Here is a 21,750-nt window from a genome sequence, read left to right on the forward strand (position 1 = left end):
GCAGATAAACATAGGGATAAAAGACCAGCACCAGAACAATAATCACACCGCCGGTGGAGCGCACACGAGGCAATCTGAGGCCGGTGCCGAACCCTTCGCGCATGAGGGTTTGCACGGGGCCGGCGAAGTCCAGCAGGCCGACGAAAACGAACGCCAGCACATAGGCGGGAATGGCGAACGGCAGCATCAGCGCCCAATCGAGCCATTTTCTGCCGGGGAATTCACAGAGGCTGGTGAGCCAGGCCAGGCTCACGCCCAGCAGCGTTACGCCAATGCCGACGCCGAATACCAGCGTCAACGTGTTGCCCAGCAGCCGTGGCATTTGCGTGTCCCACAGGTGGGACCAGATTTGTTGATCGATGGTTTGCCATGACAACAGCAAGACGCTTAATGGCAGCAGGACCAGCGCGGCGATGGCGAAGACCAGGGGATACCAGCGGCGTTGGGCGGGGTGGGCCAAGAAAGGGCTCTCGCGGATAAATCGTGGAGTGTAGGGAAAATGCAAAAAGATCGCAGCCTCGTTTCACTCGACAGCTCCTACAGGGGTACGCCATCCCGCTGTAGGAGCTGTCGAGTGAAACGAGGCTGCGATCTCCTGAGCTTTAGTTCCAGCCAGCCCGATCCATCATCCGAATCGCTTCAGCCTGACGCTTGCCGGCAATTTCCACAGGCAGGGTATCGGCAACAAACTTGCCCCAACTCGCCACTTCTGCAGAAGGTTGCACCGCTGGGTTGGCTGGGAATTCCTGGTTCACGTCGGCAAAGATCTTCTGTGCCTCAGGCGTGGTCATCCACTCGACCAATGCCTTGGCTGCTTCCGGGTGCGGCGCGTGCTTGGTCAGGCCGATGCCTGAGAGGTTTACGTGCACGCCGCGATCCGCCTGATTCGGCCAGAACAGTTTCACCGCCAGATCTGGCTTCTGCTTGTGCAGGCGACCGTAGTAATAAGTATTGACGATGCCGACGTCGCACTGGCCAGCGTTGATAGCCTCCAGCACTGCAACGTCATCCGAGAAAACATCGGTCGACAGGTTGTTCACCCAGCCCTTGAGAATTTTCTCGGTTTTGTCGGCGCCGTGCACTTCGATCATGGTGGCAGTCAGGGACTGGTTATAAACCTTCTTGGCGGTGCGCAGGCACAAGCGGCCTTCCCAGTTCTTGTCAGCCAGAGCTTCGTAAGTGGTCAGCTCGCCTGGCTTCACTCGCGTCGTGGAATAGGCGATGGTCCGCGCGCGCAGGCTCAGGCCGGTCCAGGCGTGAGTGGACGAGCGGTATTGCAGTGGAATATTGGCGTCGATGGTTTTCGAGGTGAACGGTTGCAGGATACCCATCTGCTCAGCCTGCCAGAGGTTACCGGCATCGACCGTCAATAACAGGTCGGCAGTGGCATTCTCGCCCTCGGCTTTGATGCGCTGCATCAGCGGCGCTTCCTTGTCGGTGATGAATTTCACCTGAACACCGGTCTTGGCGGTGTAGGCATCGAAAACCGGTTTGATCAGTTCGTCGATGCGCGAGGAGTAGACCACCACTTCGTCGGCGGCCTGGGCTGCAGTGCTGCTGATCAGGGACAGGGCCAGTGCGGTCAGTAGGCGCTTCGGTGCCGACATGGGGGCGGTCTCTCGTTTGAAATTGAGGGTAAATGATAAAGACTCACATTTAGCTTCTCAATCGGTCAGTTGCCGGAGGCGTTACCAGATGTTGCACAGACAGTGGCCGACCTGTGGCGAGGGGATTTATCCCCGTTCGGCTGCGTAGCAGTCGTTTATCACCATCAGTGCCTGATTACCTCGACCGCCGTTACAGGGTCGCGTTCAGATTACGGGGATAAATCCCCTCACCACAGAGTTCTGCCCGCTTCAAGCCTTGGCCAGCGCCGGCAAATCCCCAATCAACCCCAGCGCCTCACGCACAAACAGCGCCTTGGCCTCGGGCAGCCCGTCGACGATCTTCAACCCGGCATTGCGCAGCCAGCGCACCGGCAGCGGATCAGCCTGAAACAACCGCTCGAAACCCTCCATTGCCGCCATCAACGCCAGATTGTGCGGCATGCGTCGACGTTCGTAGCGGCTCAGAACTTTCACGTCCGCCAAACGCTCACCTCGCGCCACGGCTTGCGACAGCACCTCAGCCAGCACGGCAGCGTCGAGGAAACCGAGGTTCACGCCCTGACCCGCCAGTGGATGGATGGTATGCGCAGCGTCGCCGATCAGCGCCAAGCCCTCAGCTACATAACGCTTGGCATGACGCTGGCGCAGCGGCACGCACAAACGCGGATCAGCGCTGAGCACCGTCCCCAGCCGTCCTTCAAAGGCGCGCTCCAGCTCCAGACAAAAAGCTGCGTCATTCAGGGCCATCAGGCGTTCAGCTTCATTCGGTGTGGTCGACCAGACGATCGAACACCAATCCTGCTGACCGTCACGCTCCAGCGGCAGAAACGCCAACGGACCGCTGTCGGTAAACCGCTGCCACGCGGTCATCTGATGAGGATTGGCGCATCGCACACTGGTGACGATCGCATGGTGCAGATAATCCCATTCGCGAGTCGCCACGCCGGTCAGCCGCCGGACCGCCGAATTGGCGCCGTCAGCGGCGATCACCAGCGGCGCACGCAATGTGCGGCCATCGGCCAGGGTCAACAGCCAGTCATCGCCGGAACGGCGCATCTGCTCCAGGCGCGCATTGGCCAGCATGCCCAGGTCGCACTCGTGTAAACGGTCGAGCAAGGCATCCTGAACCACGCGATTCTCGACGATATGCCCGAGCACCTCGGCGTGCACGCTGGCCGCCGAAAAGTGAATCTGCCCGGTGCCGCTGCCGTCCCAGACATGCATGTCGGTATATGGACTGCTGCGTCGGGCGGCAATGCCGTCCCACACGCCTAGCCGCTCAAGTATCCGCTGGCTCGCGGAAGACAACGCGCTCACTCGCGGCTCAAACGGTGCCTGGCCATCGAAAGGTTTGACGCTCATCGGGCTGCCGTCCAGCAACAGGACTTCCAGCCCGCTGTCCTGCAACGCCAACGCCAGGGCACTACCGACCATTCCGGCCCCGACAATCAGCAGATCTGCGCGCATGTCCATGCTTTAAGCCTGTCTCGCTTGCGGCGTAAGCCGCTGAAAAAAATTATTTGAATCAAACATCGGGACGCGTACCCAGCCCCATGGCCTGACGGGCAAACCAGCGTTTGGCCGGTGGCAGCAGATCAAGCCCGAGCAGACCGAGATTGCGCCCCAGCGACACCAATGGCTGGGTACTACCGAACAGACGGGTGACCTGATCGGAGAAACCCACGGTGAGGTTCTGATCCAGCCGTTGACGCTCGCGATAGGCTTGCAGCGTTGCAAAATCGCCGGGGGGCGTCGCGCTGGCGAGCAGTGCATCGGCCAACGCCTGAGCATCGCGCAGCGACAGATTGAAACCCTGGCCGGCGATCGGGTGCAGGCTGTGGGCGGCGTTACCGAGGATCGCCAGATGCGGACGCACCTGCTCTTCGGCCTCGATCAATGACAGCGGATACAGATGCCGCGCGCCGACCTGTTTCAGCGTGCCGAGGCGATAACCAAACACGCCCTGCAACTCATTGAGGAAACTGCGCTCATCCAGTGCGGACAGGCGTTGCGCGTCCATGCCCTGACGGGTCCACACCAACGCGCAGCGGTTTTCCGGCAACGGCAGCAACGCCATCGGACCATCGTCGGTAAACCGCTCGAACGCCACGCCGTTGTGCGCTTCGCTCGGGGTGATGTTGGCGATCAGCGCGCTCTGGTTGTACGGGCGCTTTTTGATGCCGACCCCCATCTGCTCGCGCAAGCCTGAACGGCCGCCATCGGCGAGCACCGCGAGATCGCATTCCAGCGTGGTTTCGTCATTCAGGGTCAGGCGGTAGCCGTCGGCCAGTGGCTCCATGCGGGTCACTTCGGCGGGGCAGCGCCAAGTCACAACATCCTTGTCCAGGCCTCGCCACAGGCACTGGCCAAGCCAGGCGTTTTCCACCACATAGCCCAAGGCCGGTACGCCCTCTTCCATCGCCGACAGCCGCGCGGTGGAAAAACGCCCACGGTCGGACACATGGATCTGTTTGATCGGCTCAGCCCGGCGGGAGATTTCCTGCCAAACGCCCAGCCGCTGATAAATTTGCCGGGCGCCGTAGGACAACGCCGAAGAACGGGCGTCGTAGCTCGGCTGGTAGGTATCGCCCGGCGCGAACGGCTCGATCAGGACAATGCTCCAGCCGCGGGCCTTGACCCCCGCCTGCAAGGCCAGCGCCAGGCTCGCCCCGACCAGACCGCCGCCGATGATTGCCAGATTGACTCGACTCATGCCGCTGGCGCCCGCGCCGCAGCCATCAAGGCCTCGATCTCGGCGACCGTTTTCGGCACGCCATGGGTCAGGATTTCACAGCCGGTTTTAGTCACCACCACGTCGTCCTCGATGCGCACGCCAATGCCGCGCCATTTCTTTGCCACAGTTTGATTGTTAGCAGCGATATAAATGCCCGGCTCCACGGTCAGCGCCATACCGACTTCCAGCACACGCCACTCGCCACCGACCTTGTACTCGCCGACATCGTGCACGTCCATGCCCAGCCAGTGACCGGCGCGGTGCATGTAAAACGCTTTATAGGCTTCGCTGGCGATCAACTCGTCAACATCACCTTGCAACAAGCCCAGTTTCACCAGCCCGGCAGTGATCACCTGGACGGTGGCTTCGTGCGCCTGATTCCAGTGGTTGTTCGGGGCAATTTCGGCGAGTGCGGCTTCCTGAGAAGCCAACACCAGTTCGTAAATCGCCTTCTGTTCAGCTGAAAACTTGCCGTTGACTGGCCAGGTGCGGGTGATGTCACTGGCGTAACAATCGATTTCGCAGCCGGCGTCGATCAATACCAGGTCGCCGTCCTTGAGCACTGCATCGTTCTGCTGGTAATGCAGGATGCAACTGTTGCGCCCGGCGGCGACGATTGAGCCATACGCGGGCATCTTTGCCCCGCCTTTGCGAAATTCGTAATCCAGCTCGGCCTCAAGGCTGAACTCATACAGTCCGGCGCGGCTGGCCTGCATGGCGCGAATGTGCGCCTGGGCGGAAATCCGTGCGGCTTCGCGCATCACTTTCACTTCTGCTGCCGATTTATACAGGCGCATGTCGTGCAGCAGATGATCCAGCGCGACAAATTCGTTGGGCGGCTGGGCGCCGAGGTGCGCTTTGGAGCGGATCACGTTGATCCAGTCCATCAGGTGCCGGTCGAATTCAGGGTTGCTGCCCATCGCCGAATACACCCGGTCGCGCCCTTCGATCAGGCCCGGCAGGATGTCGTCGAGATCGGTAATGGGAAACGCATCGTCGGCCCCGTACTCGCTGATGGCGCCTTCCTGGCCGGCACGCAGACCGTCCCACAATTCCCGCTCGGCATTGCGCTCACGGCAGAACAGTATGTATTCGCCGTGTTCGCGACCGGGCATCAGGACGATGACGGCTTGCGGCTCGGGGAAACCGCTGAGGTACTGGAAATCGCTGTCCTGACGGTAAACGTGCTCGACGTCGCGATTGCGGATGGCGACCGCGGCGGCGGGCAGAATGGCAATGCTGTTAGGTACCATCTGCGCCATGAGCGCCTTGCGGCGACGGCCGTATTCCGATTTCGGGATATGAATCATGGGCAGATGGCTTTTCCTGGCTCGCAGTTAATGCAACGACGGTTTCGCGGCTGCTTCGTCGGTTTTCTTGGTCTCGGTGAACAGCAGCAGCGGCGCGACGCGCAGGTACTCCATGACTTCCATGTAATCGCTTTCACCGTCGTCGGATTCTTCCAGCGCGTCCTGCACCTGGGATATCGCCGCCAGGTCCTGCAAGACTTCCTTGGCCTCGTCGGTCAGCGCGTACTCGCGGCGAGTCAGGCCGAAACCGGTGAGAAAGCCCTGGCACCACTGACCCAGTGCGACGGCGCGCTCGGTCAACGGCGCGTCATCGGTCGGCAACAGCAGCACGACGGTCATGTCGTCGCTGGTCAGTTCACCTTTGACCATCTCTTGCAGACCGATCAAGGCACTGCGAACGTTGTCTTGTGGCTCGCCTTCGAGCAGTTCGGCGGCATCCGCCAGCCAGCTGTCGGCTTCGAAACCGGCACCGGCGCAACTGCGGCCTAGCAGCAGACCGTGCAGCTCGGCAGGCGAGACAGGATGACCGCTGGTGCTCAGCAATGTGGCGAAGGCTTGGTACGGGGAATTCTGAATGGGCATGGGCAGCTAGGCGCCAGACGGCGCTATGTCTAGAATGGAGGCCTTGTATCCTACATCGACTCCTCTGTAGGAGCGAGCCTGCTCGGCATGGTCGCCAACGATACCGCCGGAAACCTGACACACTGCGGCGTTCCCGGGATGTTCGTCCGAACGCCGCCCGGTCCAGGCCCGCTCCTGCAATTCAATAACCATCAGACAGTGAAGACAATGGAAGACACCGACCTGCAAGCGCTGATGGCCAGACTCGAACTGCTAATTAATCGGGTCGAGCAACTTAAGGGTCAAAACGGACTCCTATTAGCTCAGGAAAAAACCTGGCGCGAGGAACGCGCTCACCTCATTGAAAAAAATGAAATCGCCCGGCGTAAGGTCGAATCGATGATTTCGCGCCTCAAGGCCCTGGAGCAAGACTCATGAGTTCAAGCAATAGCGTTACCGTGCAGATTCTCGACAAAGAATATTCGATCATCTGCCCCCAGGAAGAACGCAGCAATCTGGTGAGCGCTGCCCGTTACCTCGACGGCAAGATGCGTGAGATCCGCAGCAGCGGCAAAGTCATCGGCGCCGATCGTATTGCTGTGATGGCCGCGTTGAACATCACTCACGATCTTCTGCACAAGGCAGAACGCCCGGATGTGCAGGCCAACAGCTCGACCCGCGAGCAGGTTCGCGACCTGCTGGACCGCGTCGATCTGGTGCTCGCCACCGATCCGGACGTCAGCAAGGGCTGATTCGCCTAGCCGCTTGGGTTATACTCGCAGCACTCCCTGGGGTGCTTGCCAGTTGACCACGTCCCTGAGCCGATTCGCACTACCCTGGAGGCTGCACGTTGGGCTGGTGTGCATGTCCGCTAGACGGAAAGCCTTAAAGCCTACTGCATCTTCCACCTTGAACTTTCGGGTTCAAGGGCTAAGTCAGCAGCGGTTCTTCCGGGGAGCCTGATTCCAGTCCGATGCCGGTTTTATTACCGGCATCGGCTTTTTTATGGGTACGGTTTCCGTGCCCGTCCTGCCGAAGCCGAATCCATGACCGAACCTGCGCTGCTACCCTGCCCGCAACTTCGACGCATGCTGCGCAAGGCCCGCCGCGCACTGACACCCCATCAGCAGCGTCAGGCCGCCCGCGGGTTGTACCAGCAATTGGCTCATCAGCCATTGTTCCGGCGCGCCAAACACATTGCCCTGTACCTGCCGACTGACGGCGAGATCGACCCGCGCATCCTGCTGCGTGCCGCTCAGCGCCGCGGCAAGGCGACGTACCTGCCGGTGCTCAGCGCATGGCCGCGGACCAAAATGGTCTTCCAGCGCGTTCGCCCTGGCGAAAAACTCAAACCCAATCGCTTCCGGATCCTGGAGCCTGGGCATAACCTGGCCCGCCAACGTAAAGTCTGGGCGCTCGATCTGGTGCTGTTGCCGCTGGTAGGGTTTGACGATGTCGGCGGGCGCCTGGGCATGGGCGGTGGTTTCTATGATCGAAGCCTGGCCTACCTGGCGCGACGAAAAAACTGGCGCAAGCCGACGCTGCTGGGGCTGGCCCATGAATGTCAGAAGGTCGAACGATTGGCTCAAGCGAGCTGGGACGTGCCGTTGCAAGGAACGGTGACGGACAAGGCGTGGTATTTCGCAGGGTAGACGCCACTGGAATCAGCGGCGTTGGAAAATGATCTCAGCGTTTGAGCGCCGACGACTGGTGTTGCTGGGCGATTTCCAGCGGCGCCTCGGTCTTGCTGGACCATAAGCTTTGGGCATAACCGGTGGTTACGACGCCGAGACCGAACAAAATAACCAATATCCATAGTAAATCCGGTTTGCGTTTCATCGATTGCCCCCCAAAGGCATATCAACACGATGACAGCAGCGGTTTCCGTTTTAGGCCGTGCAGCAGCGTCAAGCTTAGAAGGCCGGCATTCTGCGGCAACGTGAACCGACACGCAAACTTTGGCGTCAACCGACTGTCGGTTTGTCATAAAATTGCCCGACAACTTGCCCACTTGACTCGCAAGGAGCAAAAACCATGGCCTATTGGCTGATGAAATCGGAGCCGGACGAGTTCTCGATCGCCGATCTGGAGAAGCTCGGCAATGCGCGCTGGGACGGCGTGCGAAACTACCAGGCGCGCAACTTCCTGCGGGCGATGGCGGTGGGTGACGAGTTTTTTTTCTATCACTCCAGCTGCCCGGAGCCGGGGATTGCCGGTATCGGCAAAATTGCGAAGACGGCTTATTCAGACCCGACGGCGTTGGAGCCCGAGAGTCATTATTACGATCCCAAGGCCACCGCAGAAAAAAACGCCTGGAGCGCGATTGATGTCGCTCATGTGAAGACGTTTGCGAAGGTGCTGAAGCTGGATTATTTGAAGCAGCAGACAGCCCTGGCGGAGATGCCGCTGGTGAAGAAGGGATCGAGGTTGTCGGTGATGCCTGTTACCGATGAGCAATGGGCGGCGGTGATTGCGCTGCGCTGATCTCGGCCGGCTTGCTGCGATGGAAGATCTGAAATACGGTCTGTAGGAGCCGGCTTGCTGGCGATGGCGATTCTGAGATCGCTATCGCCAGCAAGCCGGCTCCTACAAATCCAGCATTACTGGATGATCAGGTTGTTAAACAACAAATCCTCAACGACCGGCTTACCCGTCTCATCGCTCATGATCTGCTGAGTCTGCTTCAGTGCTTCCTGCCGCAGCTTCTCCTTGGCTTCAACATTATTCATGGCCTCAGTGGTCTGCTGTGCAAACAACGCCACCAGCTGATTACGAATCAACGGCTCGTTGGCCTTGACCAGTTTGGTCGACTCCTCGCCGGTCACCCGCAACGCCACGTCAGCCTTGTAGACTTTGAGCTTCGACGTACCGTCCAGCCCGTAATTGCCCACGAACGGCGGGCTCAAGGTGATGTAATTCACCTTCGGCGTCTCTCCTTCCTTGGCTTCTTCAGCCACTGCTGCCACGGGCAGAGACAGGGCCAGCAACAACATGATCCACGCTTTCACAATTCGCTCCTTATCCGGTTTGCGGCCTAGCATAACCACCCGACACGCAAGCACAAGCTTATGGCTGACTATCAGGGCGGGGCATGCTCGTTGACCCGTTGACTCACACACCTACACTTATCGGCCATCACTCCCAAAGGAATAGCCCTGATGAAAGCCGTGCTGTGCAAAGCCTTCGGCCCTGCCGAATCGCTGGTGCTGGAAGACGTCGCCAGTCCTGTCGCGAAGAAGAACGAAATCCTGCTGGACGTGCACGCCGCCGGGGTGAATTTCCCGGACACGCTGATCATTGAGGGCAAATACCAGTTCAAGCCGCCCTTCCCGTTTTCCCCGGGTGGCGAAGCAGCGGGCGTAGTCAGCGCCGTGGGCGAGAAAGTCAGTCACCTCAAAGTCGGTGATCGAGTCATGGCCCTGACCGGCTGGGGCAGTTTTGCCGAGCAAGTCGCCGTGCCCGGTTACAACGTGCTGCCGATTCCACCCTCGATGGACTTCAACACCGCCGCCGCTTTCAGCATGACTTACGGCACGTCGATGCACGCGCTCAAGCAACGCGGCAATCTGCAACCCGGCGAGACCCTGCTGGTGCTCGGCGCATCCGGTGGTGTCGGCCTGGCTGCGGTGGAAATCGGCAAAGCCATGGGCGCCCGCGTGATCGCCGCCGCCAGCAGCGCCGAGAAACTCGCCGTGGCCAAGGCAGCCGGTGCCGATGAACTGATCAACTACAGCGAAACCAACCTCAAGGACGAAATCAAACGCCTGACCGACGGCCAAGGCGCTGACGTAATTTACGACCCGGTCGGCGGCGACCTCTTTGACCAAGCCATTCGCGCCATCGCCTGGAACGGCCGCTTGCTGGTGGTCGGCTTCGCCAGCGGACGCATCCCGGAACTGCCAGTGAATCTCGCCCTGCTCAAAGGCGCAGCGGTGATCGGCGTCTTCTGGGGCTCCTTCGCCCAGCGCCAGCCGCAGGACAACGCGGCGAATTTCCAGCAGTTGTTTGGCTGGTTCGCTGAGGGCAAGTTGAAACCACTGGTGTCGCAGGTGTATCCGCTGAGCGAAGCGGCGCAGGCGATCAATGATCTTGGGCAGCGCAAGGCTGTCGGGAAAGTGGTGGTGGAGATTAAATAAAGAAACAACTCTGTGTTGCACTTTGCAGCACAGAGTTACCGCTTGTCGGGCCTGTTATTTATGACAGGTGCGCAGAATGTCTTTCCATCGCTAGTGTTCACATGAGAATACGGCAATGTAAAAAGTATTCTCCGCCCCTTGAACAGGACTACGAGGTTTAAACATGAACAGGCAAGTAATTCCAAAAGAATCTCTGCAACCTGAAAAAAATGCCGAAGACGTCTCAAAGACGAATATTCTCGTAAACTTAACACCTGAAGAGCGAGACAAGATTGAAAAAGAGCTTTCTGACAAGTCAACAGCAACAACCTTGAGTGCCTCCACGGGGAGTTTTATCGGGGACCTCAAGATTAAGTACTGGTGGAGCGTAGGGCTTTTTTATTGCTATTCGAGTGAATACCGCATACGGAGAATGGATGGACAAGGGGGCGGCGACAAGGCCAATCTTACATTCAGTTTCAGCGGAGATCCAAATGGTCAAATTTGGAAAACCAGTTCCGGTGACAATTTAAAGCAGGATGGTGGATGGTATCCATTCGGAAATGGCGGCTGGATCGGTGTGCCCGTAGGCAGCGATGGTGTTATTACTGCAACCTTTACCTTTGACAAATTTGGAGGTGATCCTCAGGCGTCGGCTACTATTCGGGTTAAAAACCCTAACTAACTTTTCAAGTTAACTTTGAATGGGAGCCCCCCCAGAATAATAAACTAATACAAAGGTGCAATATAATTTGCCAGATCATTGACTTCAGCAGTTGATACTTCAACATGAAGTCCAAGCCGCTCTTGCTCGCTGGCCACTAAATAATTCGGCGCACTTCCTCGGGCAGAAGTCTTACATATCTGGATACGGGACTGTACAGGCACTCCCTGACAACGGCCGGTACCTCCTCTCATCATGGCTACGTGTCGCAGGAGCATTCGCTGAACGAAGCGGCAAGTAATCAATCCGATGATCTCGGGCGCGCACGGCTGGCAACGTTATTGTACCTGCCAAATAAGCAGGCGGGTCTAAGGTCCGTAGCAGCTGGCGCAGCCTGCGTCCGGCTGCTACGGATCGCTTTGATCGGGATTTCACGGCGACTCAAGCAATTCCGGATATCCACACCGCCATCAAAGTCTGCCATGTGACCTTTCCCACAACGCCCTCCATTTAGGCCTTAGCGACATGTTCACAAAGGAACATGCAATCTCCATAATTTCCGCTGTTTGGTCGATGCGAACCAGTGCTATTTTCGGTAACGAAACTGTAACATTCGCATCCGCAGCCATAACAAGAAATCTGGAGCTTCTGAATGTTTGCTTTCTTTCGACCTGCCGCACATCAGGCTCCTCTGCCTGAAGAAAAAATAGACAACACCTACCGACGCCTTCGCTGGCAGATTTTCGCCGGGATATTCATTGGCTACGCCGGCTATTACCTGCTGCGCAAAAACTTCTCGCTGGCCATGCCGTACCTGATCGAAGAGGGATACACCCGCGGCGAGCTGGGCCTGGCGCTGTCGGCTATCGCGATTGCCTACGGCTTGTCCAAGTTCCTGATGGGCATCGTGTCCGACCGCTCCAACCCGCGATTCTTCCTGCCGTTCGGATTGCTGGTTTCGGCCGGTGTGATGTTCATATTCGGCTTCGCGCCCTGGGCGACGTCCAGCGTGACCATCATGTTCATCCTGCTGTTTATCAACGGCTGGGCGCAGGGCATGGGCTGGCCACCGAGTGGGCGGACCATGGTTCACTGGTGGTCGCAGAAGGAACGCGGCGGCGTGGTGTCATTGTGGAACGTGGCGCATAACGTTGGCGGTGGCCTGATCGGTCCGTTGTTTCTACTCGGCATGGGCCTGTTCAATGACTGGCACGCGGCGTTTTATGTGCCTGCGGCCGTAGCAATGGTGGTGGCGGTGTTTGCCTTCGTGACCATGCGCGACACGCCACAATCGGTCGGCCTGCCGCCGATCGAGAAGTACAAGAACGATTACCCGGAAGGCTACGACGCCAGTCACGAAGAAGAATTCAGCGCCAAGGAAATCTTCGTCAAATACGTGCTGCGCAACAAAATGCTCTGGTACATCGCCCTTGCCAACGTCTTCGTCTATCTGCTGCGCTACGGCGTGCTGGACTGGGCACCGACGTACCTCAAGGAAGCCAAGGGCTTCACCGTCGACAAAACCTCGTGGGCGTACTTTTTCTACGAGTGGGCGGGTATTCCGGGGACGCTGCTGTGCGGCTGGATGTCGGACAAGATCTTCCGCGGCAACCGTGGCCTGACCGGCATGGTGTTCATGGCGCTTGTGACCGTGGCAACGCTGGTCTACTGGCTCAACCCGGCCGGCAACCCGACGGTCGACATGATCGCACTGGTTTCGATCGGCTTCCTGATCTACGGCCCGGTGATGCTGATCGGTTTGCAGGCACTGGAACTGGCGCCGAAGAAAGCCGCCGGCACTGCTGCGGGTTTCACGGGCCTGTTCGGTTATCTGGGCGGATCGGTCGCGGCCAGTGCGGCCATGGGCTACACCGTGGACCACTTCGGCTGGGATGGCGGTTTCGTGCTGCTGATCGGGGCGTGTCTGCTGGCGATGGCGTTTCTTGCGCCAACCCTGTGGCACAAGCAAGTCGCCAGTCAGAGCCGGGAAGCGGTTGCCTGATCGACCTGTGATTTGCAGCGCTTGAGCCGCGCCTCCAGATTCCGGTCTGGCATGGCGTGGATACGCAGGGCGTTGGCGGTCTGCTCGACATAATCGCGAGTGGTGCCGTAACGCCCGCAAGCGTTTTCGAATACGTGACTCAGAACATGATCCGGCAGGTTGCCGGCATAGCTGGGCAGATGCCGCTCCAGGACAAATCCCAACGCCTGAACCTGGCTGCCATCTTCGAGACGGCAGTTGAGCCAGTGTGGACGATAAGACGGGAACGGCATTTCGCGTTGCCACAGTGCGTAAAGCGATGCGTCGAGTTGTTCTTCAGGCAGGCGATAAGCGAACCCGCTGCATGAGCCGCCGCGATCCAGACCAAAGACAAGCCCCGGCACTTCCGGCGTGCCGCGATGTTCGTGGGACCACAGGTACAAACCGCGATGGTAGCCATGCACCCGTCCGCGCATCCGCTCTACAGCCGCGCATTCAGGACGCCAGATCAGTGAGCCGTATGCGAAGAGCCAGACCGGCCCACCTTTGTGGCGAGCCATGGTCGACTGCATGGAACCGAGCAATTGTTCGTGCGTAAGCTGCGGCCCCAGATCGAGCCGCGGAGGGTAAGCCAGATTCAACAAAGACGATTCAATAGCGCTCATGGCGATTAGCGTTCAGCTCCCCGCGAATAATGAATTACTTAATAGAACGCACCGCTGAAACAATAAGGCACATATGTTTCAGGCAATTTAAGTGCCATGGCACAGTTATTTAATTAATGCCTGAGAGAGATATAACCTACCGGTATTTATAATATTCTATAAATACCGATCGGCTATATGGGGAGTTATATGCCTGTAGGAGCAAGCTTGCTCGCGATGATCGTCAACGATTACGCGGGAAGTCAGGATAACTGCGTCGCTCTCGAGTCCATCGCGAGCAGGCTCGCTCCCACAGGGATCTAGAATCAAGAGCGAGGCTCAAGAGCGAGGCGCATACGCAAAAACATCAGCGCGCATCTGATGGGCATCCATCCCCGCGTCGACCAGCGCGTCCAGCGTGCCGTAGACCATCGCCGGGGAACCACTGGCGTAGACATGCAACGCTTTCAGGTCAGGGAAATCCTCGCACACTGCCTGGTGCAACATCCCGCAACGCCCTTGCCAGCCGCATTGGTCACTGACGACTTTGTGCAGGAACAGATTGGGCAACTTCAGCCATTCGTCCCAATGTTCGATCTCGTAGAAATCCTCAGGACGGCGCACGCCCCAGTACAAGTGCACCGGATGCTTGAAGCCTGCAGCGCGGCAATGTTCGATCAGGCCGTGGACCTGGCCCATGCCGGTTCCTGCTGCAATCAGCACCAGAGGACCGTCTGGCAATTCCGCCAGGTGGGTATCGCCGAAAGGCATCTCGATGCGCACCAATGAATTGCGCTGGAGCTGTTCGATCAGGTTCAGCGCACTGCTTTCGCGCGCCAGCACATGAATCTCCAGATCGCGCCCCGAGTGCGGTGCCGAGGCGAGGGAGAAGGCAGACTTCTCGCCATTCTCTCGTTCGATCATCAGGTACTGGCCGGCGTGATAACGCGGCGGCTTGCCGGCCGGGGCTCGCAGATGCACACGGAACGTGTCGCCACCGACGTCTCTGCACTCAATGACCTGACACGACAGGCCGCGCACCGGCAACTCTCCCAGTGAGAGCACGCCATCCCACAGCACGATGCAATCTTCCAGTGGCTCTGCGATGCACGTGTAGAACTCGCCATGGTCGCGCACAGTGCCGGACTGCTCGACCCGCCCTTCGACCAGCAGCGCCGCGCACACATGGCAATTGCCGTTGCGGCAGCTTAGCGGGCAGTCGTAGCCCAGACGGCGTGCGCCATCGAGAATCCGCTCGCCCGGTTCGATTTCAAGCACTGCACCGGAGGGCTGCAAGGTTACGCGCATCAATCTATTCCTAACTGATTCCAGATGTCATCGATCCGACGGGTAACGGCTTCGTCCTTGACGATGACCCGGCCCCATTCGCGCGTGGTTTCGCCCGGCCATTTATGCGTGGCATCCAGGCCCATTTTCGAGCCCAGACCGGACACAGGCGAGGCGAAGTCGAGGTAGTCGATCGGCGTGTTGTCGATCATCACCGTGTCGCGTTTGGGGTCCATGCGCGTAGTGATCGCCCACACCACGTCATTCCAGTCCCGCGCGTTGATATCGTCGTCAGTGACAATAACGAACTTGGTGTACATGAACTGTCGCAAAAACGACCAGACACCCAGCATTACCCGCTTGGCATGGCCGGGATACGACTTTTTCATGGTCACGATGGCCATGCGGTACGAGCAACCTTCTGGAGGCAAGTAGAAGTCGGTGATTTCCGGGAACTGCTTCTGCAGGATCGGCACGAACACTTCGTTCAAAGCCACGCCGAGAATTGCCGGCTCATCCGGCGGACGGCCGGTGTAAGTGCTGTGGTAGATCGGCTTGATCCGGTGAGTGATGCGCTCGACGGTGAACACCGGGAAGCTGTCAACTTCGTTGTAGTAACCGGTATGGTCTCCGTACGGACCTTCGTCGGCCATCTCGCCCGGATGGATCACGCCTTCGAGGATGATCTCGGCAGTGGCCGGCACTTGCAGGTCGTTGCCGCGGCATTTCACCAGCTCGGTGCGATTGCCCCGCAGCAAGCCGGCGAAGGCGTATTCGGAGAGGCTGTCCGGCACCGGCGTGACGGCGCCGAGAATTGTTGCCGGGTCGGCGCCAAGTGCAACGGACACCGGAAACGGCTGGCCTGGATGCTTCTCGCACCACTCACGGAAATCCAGCGCGCCACCACGGTGGCTCAACCAACGCATGATGACCTTGTTGCGGCCGATTACTTGCTGGCGATAGATGCCGAGGTTCTGGCGATCCTTGTTCGGACCTTTGGTGACGGTCAGGCCCCAGGTGATCAGCGGACCGACGTCGCCGGGCCAGCAGGTCTGCACCGGCAGCATCGCCAGGTCGACGTCGTCGCCTTCGATGACCACTTCCTGGCAGACCGCGTCTTTGACCACTTTTGGCGCCATGGCGATGATCTTGCGGAAGATCGGCAGCTTCGACCAGGCGTCCTTCAACCCTTTCGGCGGCTCGGGCTCCTTGAGGAATGCCAGCAGTTTGCCGATTTCACGCAGCTCGCTGACCGCTTCGGCGCCCATTCCCATGGCCACTCGCTCGGGGGTGCCAAACAGGTTGCCGAGCACCGGAATGTCATAGCCGGTCGGGTTTTCGAACAGCAGTGCCGGGCCTTTGGCGCGCAGCGTGCGGTCGCAGACTTCCGTCATCTCCAGCACTGGAGACACGGGAATCTGGATGCGTTTCAACTCTCCGCGCTGCTCCAGTTGCTGCACGAAATCCCGAAGGTCCTTGAATTTCATTGAAGATGCCACCCCGAAAATAGGCGTACATCCTACCTGCTCTGACGACCAAACAGCAGCCTGTCAGAGCGCAGCAGTGATCAATTGCGATTTGTCCCCAGCAGTACCGGGGCAAACAGCGGGGTCTATCGGGCGCTGCCGATGCCTGACAGATGATCGCATTGCGTGAAAGTTGTTACTGGAGCCATCGATTTTCATGCAAAAAAAAGCGCCCCATCAGGGACGCTTTTTTTGAAGCGTACGGCGTATTACTTGCGCTTCATCGACAAGAAGAACTCGTCGTTGGTCTTGGTCGTCTTCAGTTTGTCGACCAGGAACTCGATGGCGGCGATTTCATCCATCGGGTGCAGCAGCTTGCGCAGGATCCACATGCGTTGCAACTCGTCGTCGGCGGTCAGCAACTCTTCGCGGCGAGTGCCTGAACGGTTGATGTTGATGGCCGGGAAGACGCGTTTTTCAGCGATGCGGCGATCCAGAGGCAGCTCCATGTTGCCGGTGCCTTTGAATTCCTCGTAGATCACTTCGTCCATCTTCGAGCCGGTTTCAACCAGCGCGGTGGCAATAATGGTCAGCGAGCCGCCTTCTTCGATGTTCCGCGCAGCACCGAAGAAACGTTTCGGTTTCTCCAGGGCGTGGGCATCGACACCACCGGTGAGCACTTTGCCGGAGCTCGGGATCACGGTGTTGTAGGCGCGAGCCAGACGGGTGATGGAGTCGAGCAGGATCACCACGTCTTTCTTGTGTTCAACAAGGCGCTTGGCCTTCTCGATCACCATTTCGGCAACCTGCACGTGGCGGGTTGGCGGCTCGTCGAACGTCGAGGCAACCACTTCGCCGCGCACGGTGCGCTGCATTTCGGTTACTTCTTCCGGACGCTCGTCGATCAGCAGAACGATCAGGTGAACTTCAGGATTGTTACGCGCGATGTTTGCAGCAATGTTCTGCAGCATGATCGTTTTGCCGGCTTTCGGCGGAGCAACGATCAGACCGCGCTGGCCTTTGCCGATCGGGGCGCACAGGTCGATGACACGACCGGTCAGGTCTTCGGTGGAACCGTTGCCGGCTTCCATCTTCATGCGCACGGTCGGGAACAGCGGGGTCAGGTTCTCGAAGAGAATCTTGTTTTTCGCGTTCTCGGGACGATCGTAGTTGATCGTGTCGACCTTGAGCAGTGCGAAATAACGCTCGCCTTCCTTGGGAGGGCGGATCTTGCCAACGATGGTGTCACCGGTGCGCAAGTTGAAGCGACGGATCTGGCTCGGCGAGACGTAGATGTCATCGGGGCCGGCCAGATAGGAAGCGTCAGCGGAGCGGAGGAAGCCGAAGCCGTCCTGGAGAATCTCCAGCACGCCATCACCGGAGATTTCCTCGCCGCTTTTCGCGTGCTTCTTGAGCAGGGAGAAAATCACGTCCTGCTTGCGCGAACGGGCCATATTTTCTATGCCCATCTGTTCGGCCAATTCGAGCAGTTCGGTAATCGGCTTTTGCTTGAGTTCAGTCAGATTCATATAGGAATGACGTAATCATTTATGGAGGGGGGAAATTAAGCTTTTGGCTTAATGAGGCCGCGCCGCAGAGAAGGCGACAGGATCGCGAACTAATTCGAAAAGGAGTGCGTCGGCGACGGCTAGCAGGGGGCATTGGAGAAACCAGTGCGGGGCCGAATGTACCACCTGAGTTTCGGAGCGTCTAGCCCTGGATAACGAAAAAGCCCCGCAATATGCGGGGCCTTTTTTCGGACACTTTACGTCAACGCTTAGATGTTGGCGTCGAGGAAAGCAGCCAGTTGCGACTTCGACAGTGCGCCGACCTTGGTCGCTTCAACGTTGCCATTCTTGAACAGCATCAACGTCGGGATACCACGCACGCCGTGCTTGGCCGGGGTTTCCTGATTTTCGTCGATGTTCAGTTTGGCAATGGTCAGCTTGCCTTTGTAAGTCTCGGCAATCTCGTCCAGGACAGGAGCGATCATTTTGCAAGGGCCGCACCATTCAGCCCAGTAGTCGACCAGTACAGCGCCTTCGGCCTTGAGTACATCGGCCTCGAAGCTAGCGTCGCTAACGTGTTTGATAAGATCGCTGCTCATGGAAGTCTCCAGGTTGTAAGCAAAAAAACGTGGCCCATCATAGCCGCCCTTCCCCGGTTCAGGAAGCCGCAGATGATTGAGTCTCGCTATGGTGGCGGATGAGTTTGGGTATAGCTCAATTTGCGCACAGCCGGGACGGCTTGCAGGACGATGCACTATCAGGGTGCACGCCCCTCTTCGATTTTCCTGAACGGTATTCGCGCGCAATTCGCGCGCAAGCCCAGTAAAACTGCAGCTCGGAGCAGGTAAAACCGCTGTTGGCACAGCCCGTGCTCTATCGAATCGCAGACATCAATTATCAGCCGATTCGGAGTTCCGCCATGACCCAGCGCTACAGCGCCCTCCTCGCCACCCTGTTCGCCAGCCTGATGCTGAGCCAGGCGCCCGCTCACGCCGATGGTCTGGAGGATGTGGTCAAGCGCGGCGTGCTCAAAGTCGCGGTGCCGCAGGATTTCCCGCCGTTCGGCTCGGTCGGCCCGGACATGAAGCCACGCGGCCTCGATATCGACACGGCCAAGCTGCTGGCCGACCAACTCAAGGTCAAACTCGAACTGACCCCGGTCAACAGCACCAACCGCATCCCGTTCCTGACCACCGGCAAGGTCGATCTGGTGATATCCAGCCTGGGCAAAAATGCCGAACGCGAGAAAGTCATCGATTTCTCCAGCGCCTACGCCCCGTTCTACCTCGCGGTATTCGGCCCGCCAGATGCCAATATCAAAAGCCTCGATGACCTCAAAGGCAAAACCATCAGCGTAACCCGCGGCTCCATCGAAGACATCGAGCTAAGCAAAGTGGCGCCCGAAGGCGCGACCATCAAGCGCTTCGAAGACAACAACTCGACCATCGCCGCCTATATCGCCGGTCAGGTCGACCTGATCGCCAGCGGCAACGTGGTGATGGTGGCGATCACCGAGAAAAATCCAAAGCGCGTGCCAGCGCTGAAAGTGAAGCTCAAGGACTCACCTGTTTACGTCGGCGTGAATAAAAACGAGCCGGCGCTGTTGGGCAAGGTCAACCAGATCCTCGCCACCGCCAAGACCGACGGCGCACTGGAGAAGAACTCGCAAACCTGGCTGAAAGAGCCGCTGCCGGCGGATTTGTGAGCGCCGGGAGGGAGGGAGACCATGGCTTATCAGTTCGATTTTCTACCGGTGGTACAGAACACCGATCTGCTTCTGCGCGGTGCGCTGTTCACCCTTGAACTGACGGCCATCGGCGCAGTATTTGGCGTGGGCCTGGGCATTGTCGGTGCGCTGGTGCGAGCGTGGAACATTCGACCGTTTGCGGCGATCTTCGGGGTCTATGTCGAGCTGATCCGCAACACGCCGTTCCTGGTGCAGTTGTTTTTCATCTTCTTCGGGTTACCGTCCCTGGGCGTGCAGATTTCCGAATGGCAGGCTGCAGTGCTGGCGATGGTGATCAACCTCGGCGCGTACTCGACCGAAATCATTCGCGCGGGCGTTCAAGCGATCCCGCGCGGTCAGCTCGAAGCGGCTGCCGCGCTGGCGATGACTCGCCTTGAAACCTTCCGCCACGTGGTCCTGTTGCCGGCGCTGGGCAAAGTGTGGCCGGCGTTGAGCAGCCAGATCATCATCGTCATGCTCGGCTCGGCGGTCTGCTCGCAGATCGCCACGGAAGAGCTGAGCTTCGCGGCCAACTTCATTCAGTCGCGCAACTTTCGCGCGTTTGAAACCTACGCCCTGACCACGCTGGTCTATTTGTGCATGGCGCTGATGATCCGCCAGTTGCTGAACTGGATCGGCCGTCGTTACATCGCCCGGAGCAGCCAATGAGCGATTTCACGTTCTGGGACGTCCTGCGCAACCTGCTCACGGGCCTGCAGTGGACGCTGGCATTGTCGCTGGTGGCGTTTATCGGCGGCGGGCTGATCGGCTTGCTGATCATGGTAATGCGCATTTCGCAAAAAGCCTTGCCGCGCAACGTCGCCCGAACCTACATCGAACTGTTTCAGGGCACGCCGTTGCTGATGCAGTTGTTTCTGGTGTTCTTCGGCGTGGCGTTGGCCGGCATAGAAATTTCGCCGTGGATGGCAGCGGCGGTTGCCCTGACGCTGTTTACCAGCGCTTATCTGGCGGAGATCTGGCGCGGCTGCGTCGAGTCGATCCCGCACGGCCAGTGGGAAGCGTCGTCGAGCCTGGCGCTCAATCCGCTGGAGCAACTGCGCTACGTGATCCTGCCGCAAGCCTTGCGCATCGCCGTGGCACCGACCGTGGGCTTTTCGGTGCAAGTGGTCAAAGGCACCGCCGTCACTTCAATTATCGGTTTCACCGAGCTGACCAAGACCGGCAGCATGCTCGCCAACGCGACTTTTGAACCGTTCATGGTCTACGGCCTCGTTGCCCTCGGCTACTTCCTGCTTTGCTACCCCTTGTCGCTCAGTGCGCGCTACCTGGAAAGGAGACTGCATGCCCCTGCTTAGAATTTCCGCCCTGCATAAGTACTACGGCGATCACCATGTGCTCAAAGGCATCGACCTGAGTGTCGAGGAAGGTCAGGTCGTGGCGATCATCGGCCGCAGTGGCTCGGGCAAATCCACCTTGTTGCGCACACTCAACGGTCTGGAATCGATCAACGATGGCGTGATCGAAGTCGACGGCGAATACCTCGATGCCGCCCGCGCCGACCTGCGCACCTTGCGCCAGAAAGTCGGGATGGTGTTCCAGCAATTCAATCTGTTCCCACACCTGACCGTGGGTGAAAACGTGATGCTCGCGCCACAGGTGGTACAGAAAGTGCCCAAGGCCCGGGCTGCAGAACTGGCGAGAGAAATGCTTGAACGTGTGGGGCTGGGGGAGAAATTTGATGCTTTCCCCGATCGGCTCTCTGGTGGGCAGCAACAGCGCGTGGCGATTGCCCGCGCGCTGGCGATGTCGCCGAAGGTGTTGCTGTGCGATGAGATCACCTCGGCGCTGGACCCGGAACTGGTCAACGAGGTGCTGAGTGTGGTGCGCCAACTGGCGAAGGAAGGCGTGACACTGATTATGGTGACCCACGAAATGCGCTTTGCGCGGGAGGTTGGCGACAAGTTGGTGTTCATGCATCAGGGCAAGGTACATGAAGTGGGTGACCCGAAGGTGCTGTTCGCGCGGCCGCAGACGGCGGAGCTGGCGAATTTTATTGGGACGGTTGAGGCCGGCGCTTAACCCGCAATGGCCTGGAGCTTTTTGTGGCGAGGGAGCTTGCTCCCGCTGGGGCGCGGAGCACCTCAAAAGAGGGCCTGCTTCGCAGCCCAGCGGGAGCAAGCTCCCTC

24 protein-coding genes and 1 other RNA gene are annotated in these 21,750 nt (G+C 58.9%); 12 read left to right on the forward strand and 13 right to left on the reverse strand.

Features of this window, described 5'->3' with window-relative positions:
• The 6 genes from DU29_RS01000000129840 to DU29_RS0112650 all read right to left on the reverse strand — a co-directional run.
• Window positions 1-460, reverse strand: a 460-nt coding sequence (locus DU29_RS01000000129840; RefSeq protein ID WP_033050461.1) for an iron ABC transporter permease, incomplete at its 3' end; no start/stop codon positions are given.
• Window positions 461-602: 142 nt separating this feature from the next.
• Complete coding sequence (locus DU29_RS0112630; protein WP_028622039.1) at window positions 603-1,607, reverse strand: extracellular solute-binding protein; 1,005 nt, start codon at window positions 1,605-1,607, stop codon at window positions 603-605.
• Window positions 1,608-1,856: 249 nt separating this feature from the next.
• Window positions 1,857-3,074: a 2-octaprenyl-3-methyl-6-methoxy-1,4-benzoquinol hydroxylase gene (locus tag DU29_RS0112635; protein WP_177326956.1), complete on the reverse strand. Its 1,218-nt coding sequence runs from the start codon at window positions 3,072-3,074 to the stop codon at window positions 1,857-1,859.
• 58 nt (window positions 3,075-3,132) lie between these two features.
• Window positions 3,133-4,320, reverse strand: coding sequence for a 2-octaprenyl-6-methoxyphenyl hydroxylase (gene ubiH, locus DU29_RS0112640; protein ID WP_028622041.1), 1,188 nt, complete (start codon window positions 4,318-4,320; stop codon window positions 3,133-3,135).
• Window positions 4,317-5,651 carry a Xaa-Pro aminopeptidase gene (pepP, locus tag DU29_RS0112645; RefSeq protein WP_028622042.1) on the reverse strand — a complete coding sequence of 445 codons (1,335 nt, stop codon included), beginning with the start codon at window positions 5,649-5,651 and terminating at the stop codon, window positions 4,317-4,319. The genes ubiH and pepP overlap by 4 nt, the downstream gene beginning before the upstream one ends.
• Window positions 5,652-5,678: 27 nt before the next feature.
• On the reverse strand, window positions 5,679-6,233 hold the full coding sequence (locus DU29_RS0112650) for a YecA/YgfB family protein (RefSeq protein ID WP_028622043.1): 555 nt from the start codon (window positions 6,231-6,233) through the stop codon (window positions 5,679-5,681).
• Window positions 6,234-6,440: 207 nt separating this feature from the next.
• Here DU29_RS0112650 and DU29_RS0112655 point away from each other — a divergent pair, with 207 nt between their 5' ends.
• The 4 genes from DU29_RS0112655 (at window position 6,441) to DU29_RS0112665 (ending at window position 7,864) form a co-directional block, all read left to right on the forward strand.
• Entirely contained in the window at window positions 6,441-6,650 is a 210-nt protein-coding gene (locus DU29_RS0112655) for a TIGR02449 family protein (RefSeq protein WP_028622044.1), read from the forward strand.
• A complete protein-coding gene (locus DU29_RS0112660; RefSeq protein WP_028622045.1) occupies window positions 6,647-6,964 on the forward strand; it encodes a cell division protein ZapA in 318 nt (105 codons plus the stop codon). Before DU29_RS0112655 ends, DU29_RS0112660 begins: the two co-directional genes overlap by 4 nt.
• A gap of 30 nt (window positions 6,965-6,994) precedes the next feature.
• Window positions 6,995-7,173, forward strand: a non-coding RNA gene (gene ssrS / locus DU29_RS1000000131420) — 6S RNA.
• Window positions 7,174-7,258: 85 nt separating this feature from the next.
• On the forward strand, window positions 7,259-7,864 hold the full coding sequence (locus DU29_RS0112665; RefSeq protein ID WP_028622046.1) for a 5-formyltetrahydrofolate cyclo-ligase: 606 nt from the start codon (window positions 7,259-7,261) through the stop codon (window positions 7,862-7,864).
• A 34-nt stretch (window positions 7,865-7,898) separates the two neighbouring features.
• Here the strand turns inward: DU29_RS0112665 and DU29_RS1000000132985 are convergent, their stop codons facing one another.
• Window positions 7,899-8,051: a hypothetical protein gene (locus tag DU29_RS1000000132985; protein ID WP_152635543.1), complete on the reverse strand. Its 153-nt coding sequence runs from the start codon at window positions 8,049-8,051 to the stop codon at window positions 7,899-7,901.
• A gap of 195 nt (window positions 8,052-8,246) precedes the next feature.
• On the opposite strand from DU29_RS1000000132985, the gene DU29_RS0112675 reads away from it, so the two are divergent.
• Window positions 8,247-8,696, forward strand: a complete 450-nt coding sequence (locus DU29_RS0112675; RefSeq protein WP_028622047.1) for an EVE domain-containing protein — start codon at window positions 8,247-8,249, stop codon at window positions 8,694-8,696.
• Between the two features lie 116 nt (window positions 8,697-8,812).
• Here DU29_RS0112675 and DU29_RS0112680 read toward each other — a convergent pair whose 3' ends face one another.
• On the reverse strand, window positions 8,813-9,220 hold the full coding sequence (locus DU29_RS0112680) for a flagellar basal body-associated protein FliL (protein ID WP_028622048.1): 408 nt from the start codon (window positions 9,218-9,220) through the stop codon (window positions 8,813-8,815).
• Window positions 9,221-9,370: 150 nt separating this feature from the next.
• Between DU29_RS0112680 and DU29_RS0112685 the strand changes: the two genes are divergently transcribed.
• The 3 genes from DU29_RS0112685 to glpT all read left to right on the forward strand — a co-directional run bounded on the left by DU29_RS0112685 (window position 9,371) and on the right by glpT (window position 12,993).
• Window positions 9,371-10,348, forward strand: a complete 978-nt coding sequence (locus DU29_RS0112685) for an NADPH:quinone oxidoreductase family protein (protein ID WP_028622049.1) — start codon at window positions 9,371-9,373, stop codon at window positions 10,346-10,348.
• Between the two features lie 163 nt (window positions 10,349-10,511).
• On the forward strand, window positions 10,512-11,012 hold the full coding sequence (locus DU29_RS01000000129845; protein ID WP_050483104.1) for a hypothetical protein: 501 nt from the start codon (window positions 10,512-10,514) through the stop codon (window positions 11,010-11,012).
• Between the two features lie 631 nt (window positions 11,013-11,643).
• Window positions 11,644-12,993, forward strand: a complete 1,350-nt coding sequence (glpT, locus tag DU29_RS0112695) for a glycerol-3-phosphate transporter (RefSeq protein ID WP_028622050.1) — start codon at window positions 11,644-11,646, stop codon at window positions 12,991-12,993.
• Here the strand turns inward: glpT and DU29_RS0112700 are convergent.
• The 5 genes from DU29_RS0112700 to trxA form a co-directional block, all read right to left on the reverse strand.
• Window positions 12,969-13,637, reverse strand: a complete 669-nt coding sequence (locus DU29_RS0112700) for a gamma-glutamylcyclotransferase (protein WP_028622051.1) — start codon at window positions 13,635-13,637, stop codon at window positions 12,969-12,971. The two genes, glpT and DU29_RS0112700, sit on opposite strands and share 25 nt — an antisense overlap.
• A 318-nt stretch (window positions 13,638-13,955) precedes the next feature.
• Complete coding sequence (locus DU29_RS0112705; RefSeq protein WP_028622052.1) at window positions 13,956-14,924, reverse strand: CDP-6-deoxy-delta-3,4-glucoseen reductase; 969 nt, start codon at window positions 14,922-14,924, stop codon at window positions 13,956-13,958.
• The gene (gene ubiD / locus DU29_RS0112710) at window positions 14,924-16,390 is read right to left on the reverse strand and encodes a 4-hydroxy-3-polyprenylbenzoate decarboxylase (protein WP_028622053.1); all 1,467 of its coding nucleotides are present in this window, start codon (window positions 16,388-16,390) and stop codon (window positions 14,924-14,926) included. The genes DU29_RS0112705 and ubiD overlap by 1 nt, the downstream gene beginning before the upstream one ends.
• A 248-nt stretch (window positions 16,391-16,638) precedes the next feature.
• Window positions 16,639-17,898, reverse strand: coding sequence for a transcription termination factor Rho (gene rho / locus DU29_RS0112715; RefSeq protein WP_007942421.1), 1,260 nt, complete (start codon window positions 17,896-17,898; stop codon window positions 16,639-16,641).
• Between the two features lie 248 nt (window positions 17,899-18,146).
• The gene (gene trxA / locus DU29_RS0112720; RefSeq protein ID WP_003177349.1) at window positions 18,147-18,476 is read right to left on the reverse strand and encodes a thioredoxin TrxA; all 330 of its coding nucleotides are present in this window, start codon (window positions 18,474-18,476) and stop codon (window positions 18,147-18,149) included.
• Window positions 18,477-18,796: 320 nt separating this feature from the next.
• On the opposite strand from trxA, the gene DU29_RS0112725 reads away from it, so the two are divergent.
• The 4 genes from DU29_RS0112725 to DU29_RS0112740 are packed head-to-tail and all read left to right on the forward strand — an operon-like array spanning window position 18,797 to window position 21,643.
• Window positions 18,797-19,582, forward strand: a complete 786-nt coding sequence (locus DU29_RS0112725; protein ID WP_028622054.1) for a transporter substrate-binding domain-containing protein — start codon at window positions 18,797-18,799, stop codon at window positions 19,580-19,582.
• 21 nt (window positions 19,583-19,603) lie between these two features.
• Window positions 19,604-20,272, forward strand: a complete 669-nt coding sequence (locus tag DU29_RS0112730; protein ID WP_028622055.1) for an amino acid ABC transporter permease — start codon at window positions 19,604-19,606, stop codon at window positions 20,270-20,272.
• Window positions 20,269-20,919, forward strand: a complete 651-nt coding sequence (locus DU29_RS0112735) for an amino acid ABC transporter permease (protein WP_028622056.1) — start codon at window positions 20,269-20,271, stop codon at window positions 20,917-20,919. The genes DU29_RS0112730 and DU29_RS0112735 overlap by 4 nt, the downstream gene beginning before the upstream one ends.
• Window positions 20,906-21,643, forward strand: coding sequence for an amino acid ABC transporter ATP-binding protein (locus tag DU29_RS0112740; protein ID WP_028622057.1), 738 nt, complete (start codon window positions 20,906-20,908; stop codon window positions 21,641-21,643). The genes DU29_RS0112735 and DU29_RS0112740 overlap by 14 nt, the downstream gene beginning before the upstream one ends.
• The last annotated feature ends 107 nt before the right edge of the window (window positions 21,644-21,750 follow it).

It is taken from the genome of Pseudomonas sp. Ant30-3, from assembly GCF_000690905.1.
Classification (GTDB): Bacteria; Pseudomonadota; Gammaproteobacteria; order Pseudomonadales; family Pseudomonadaceae; genus Aquipseudomonas.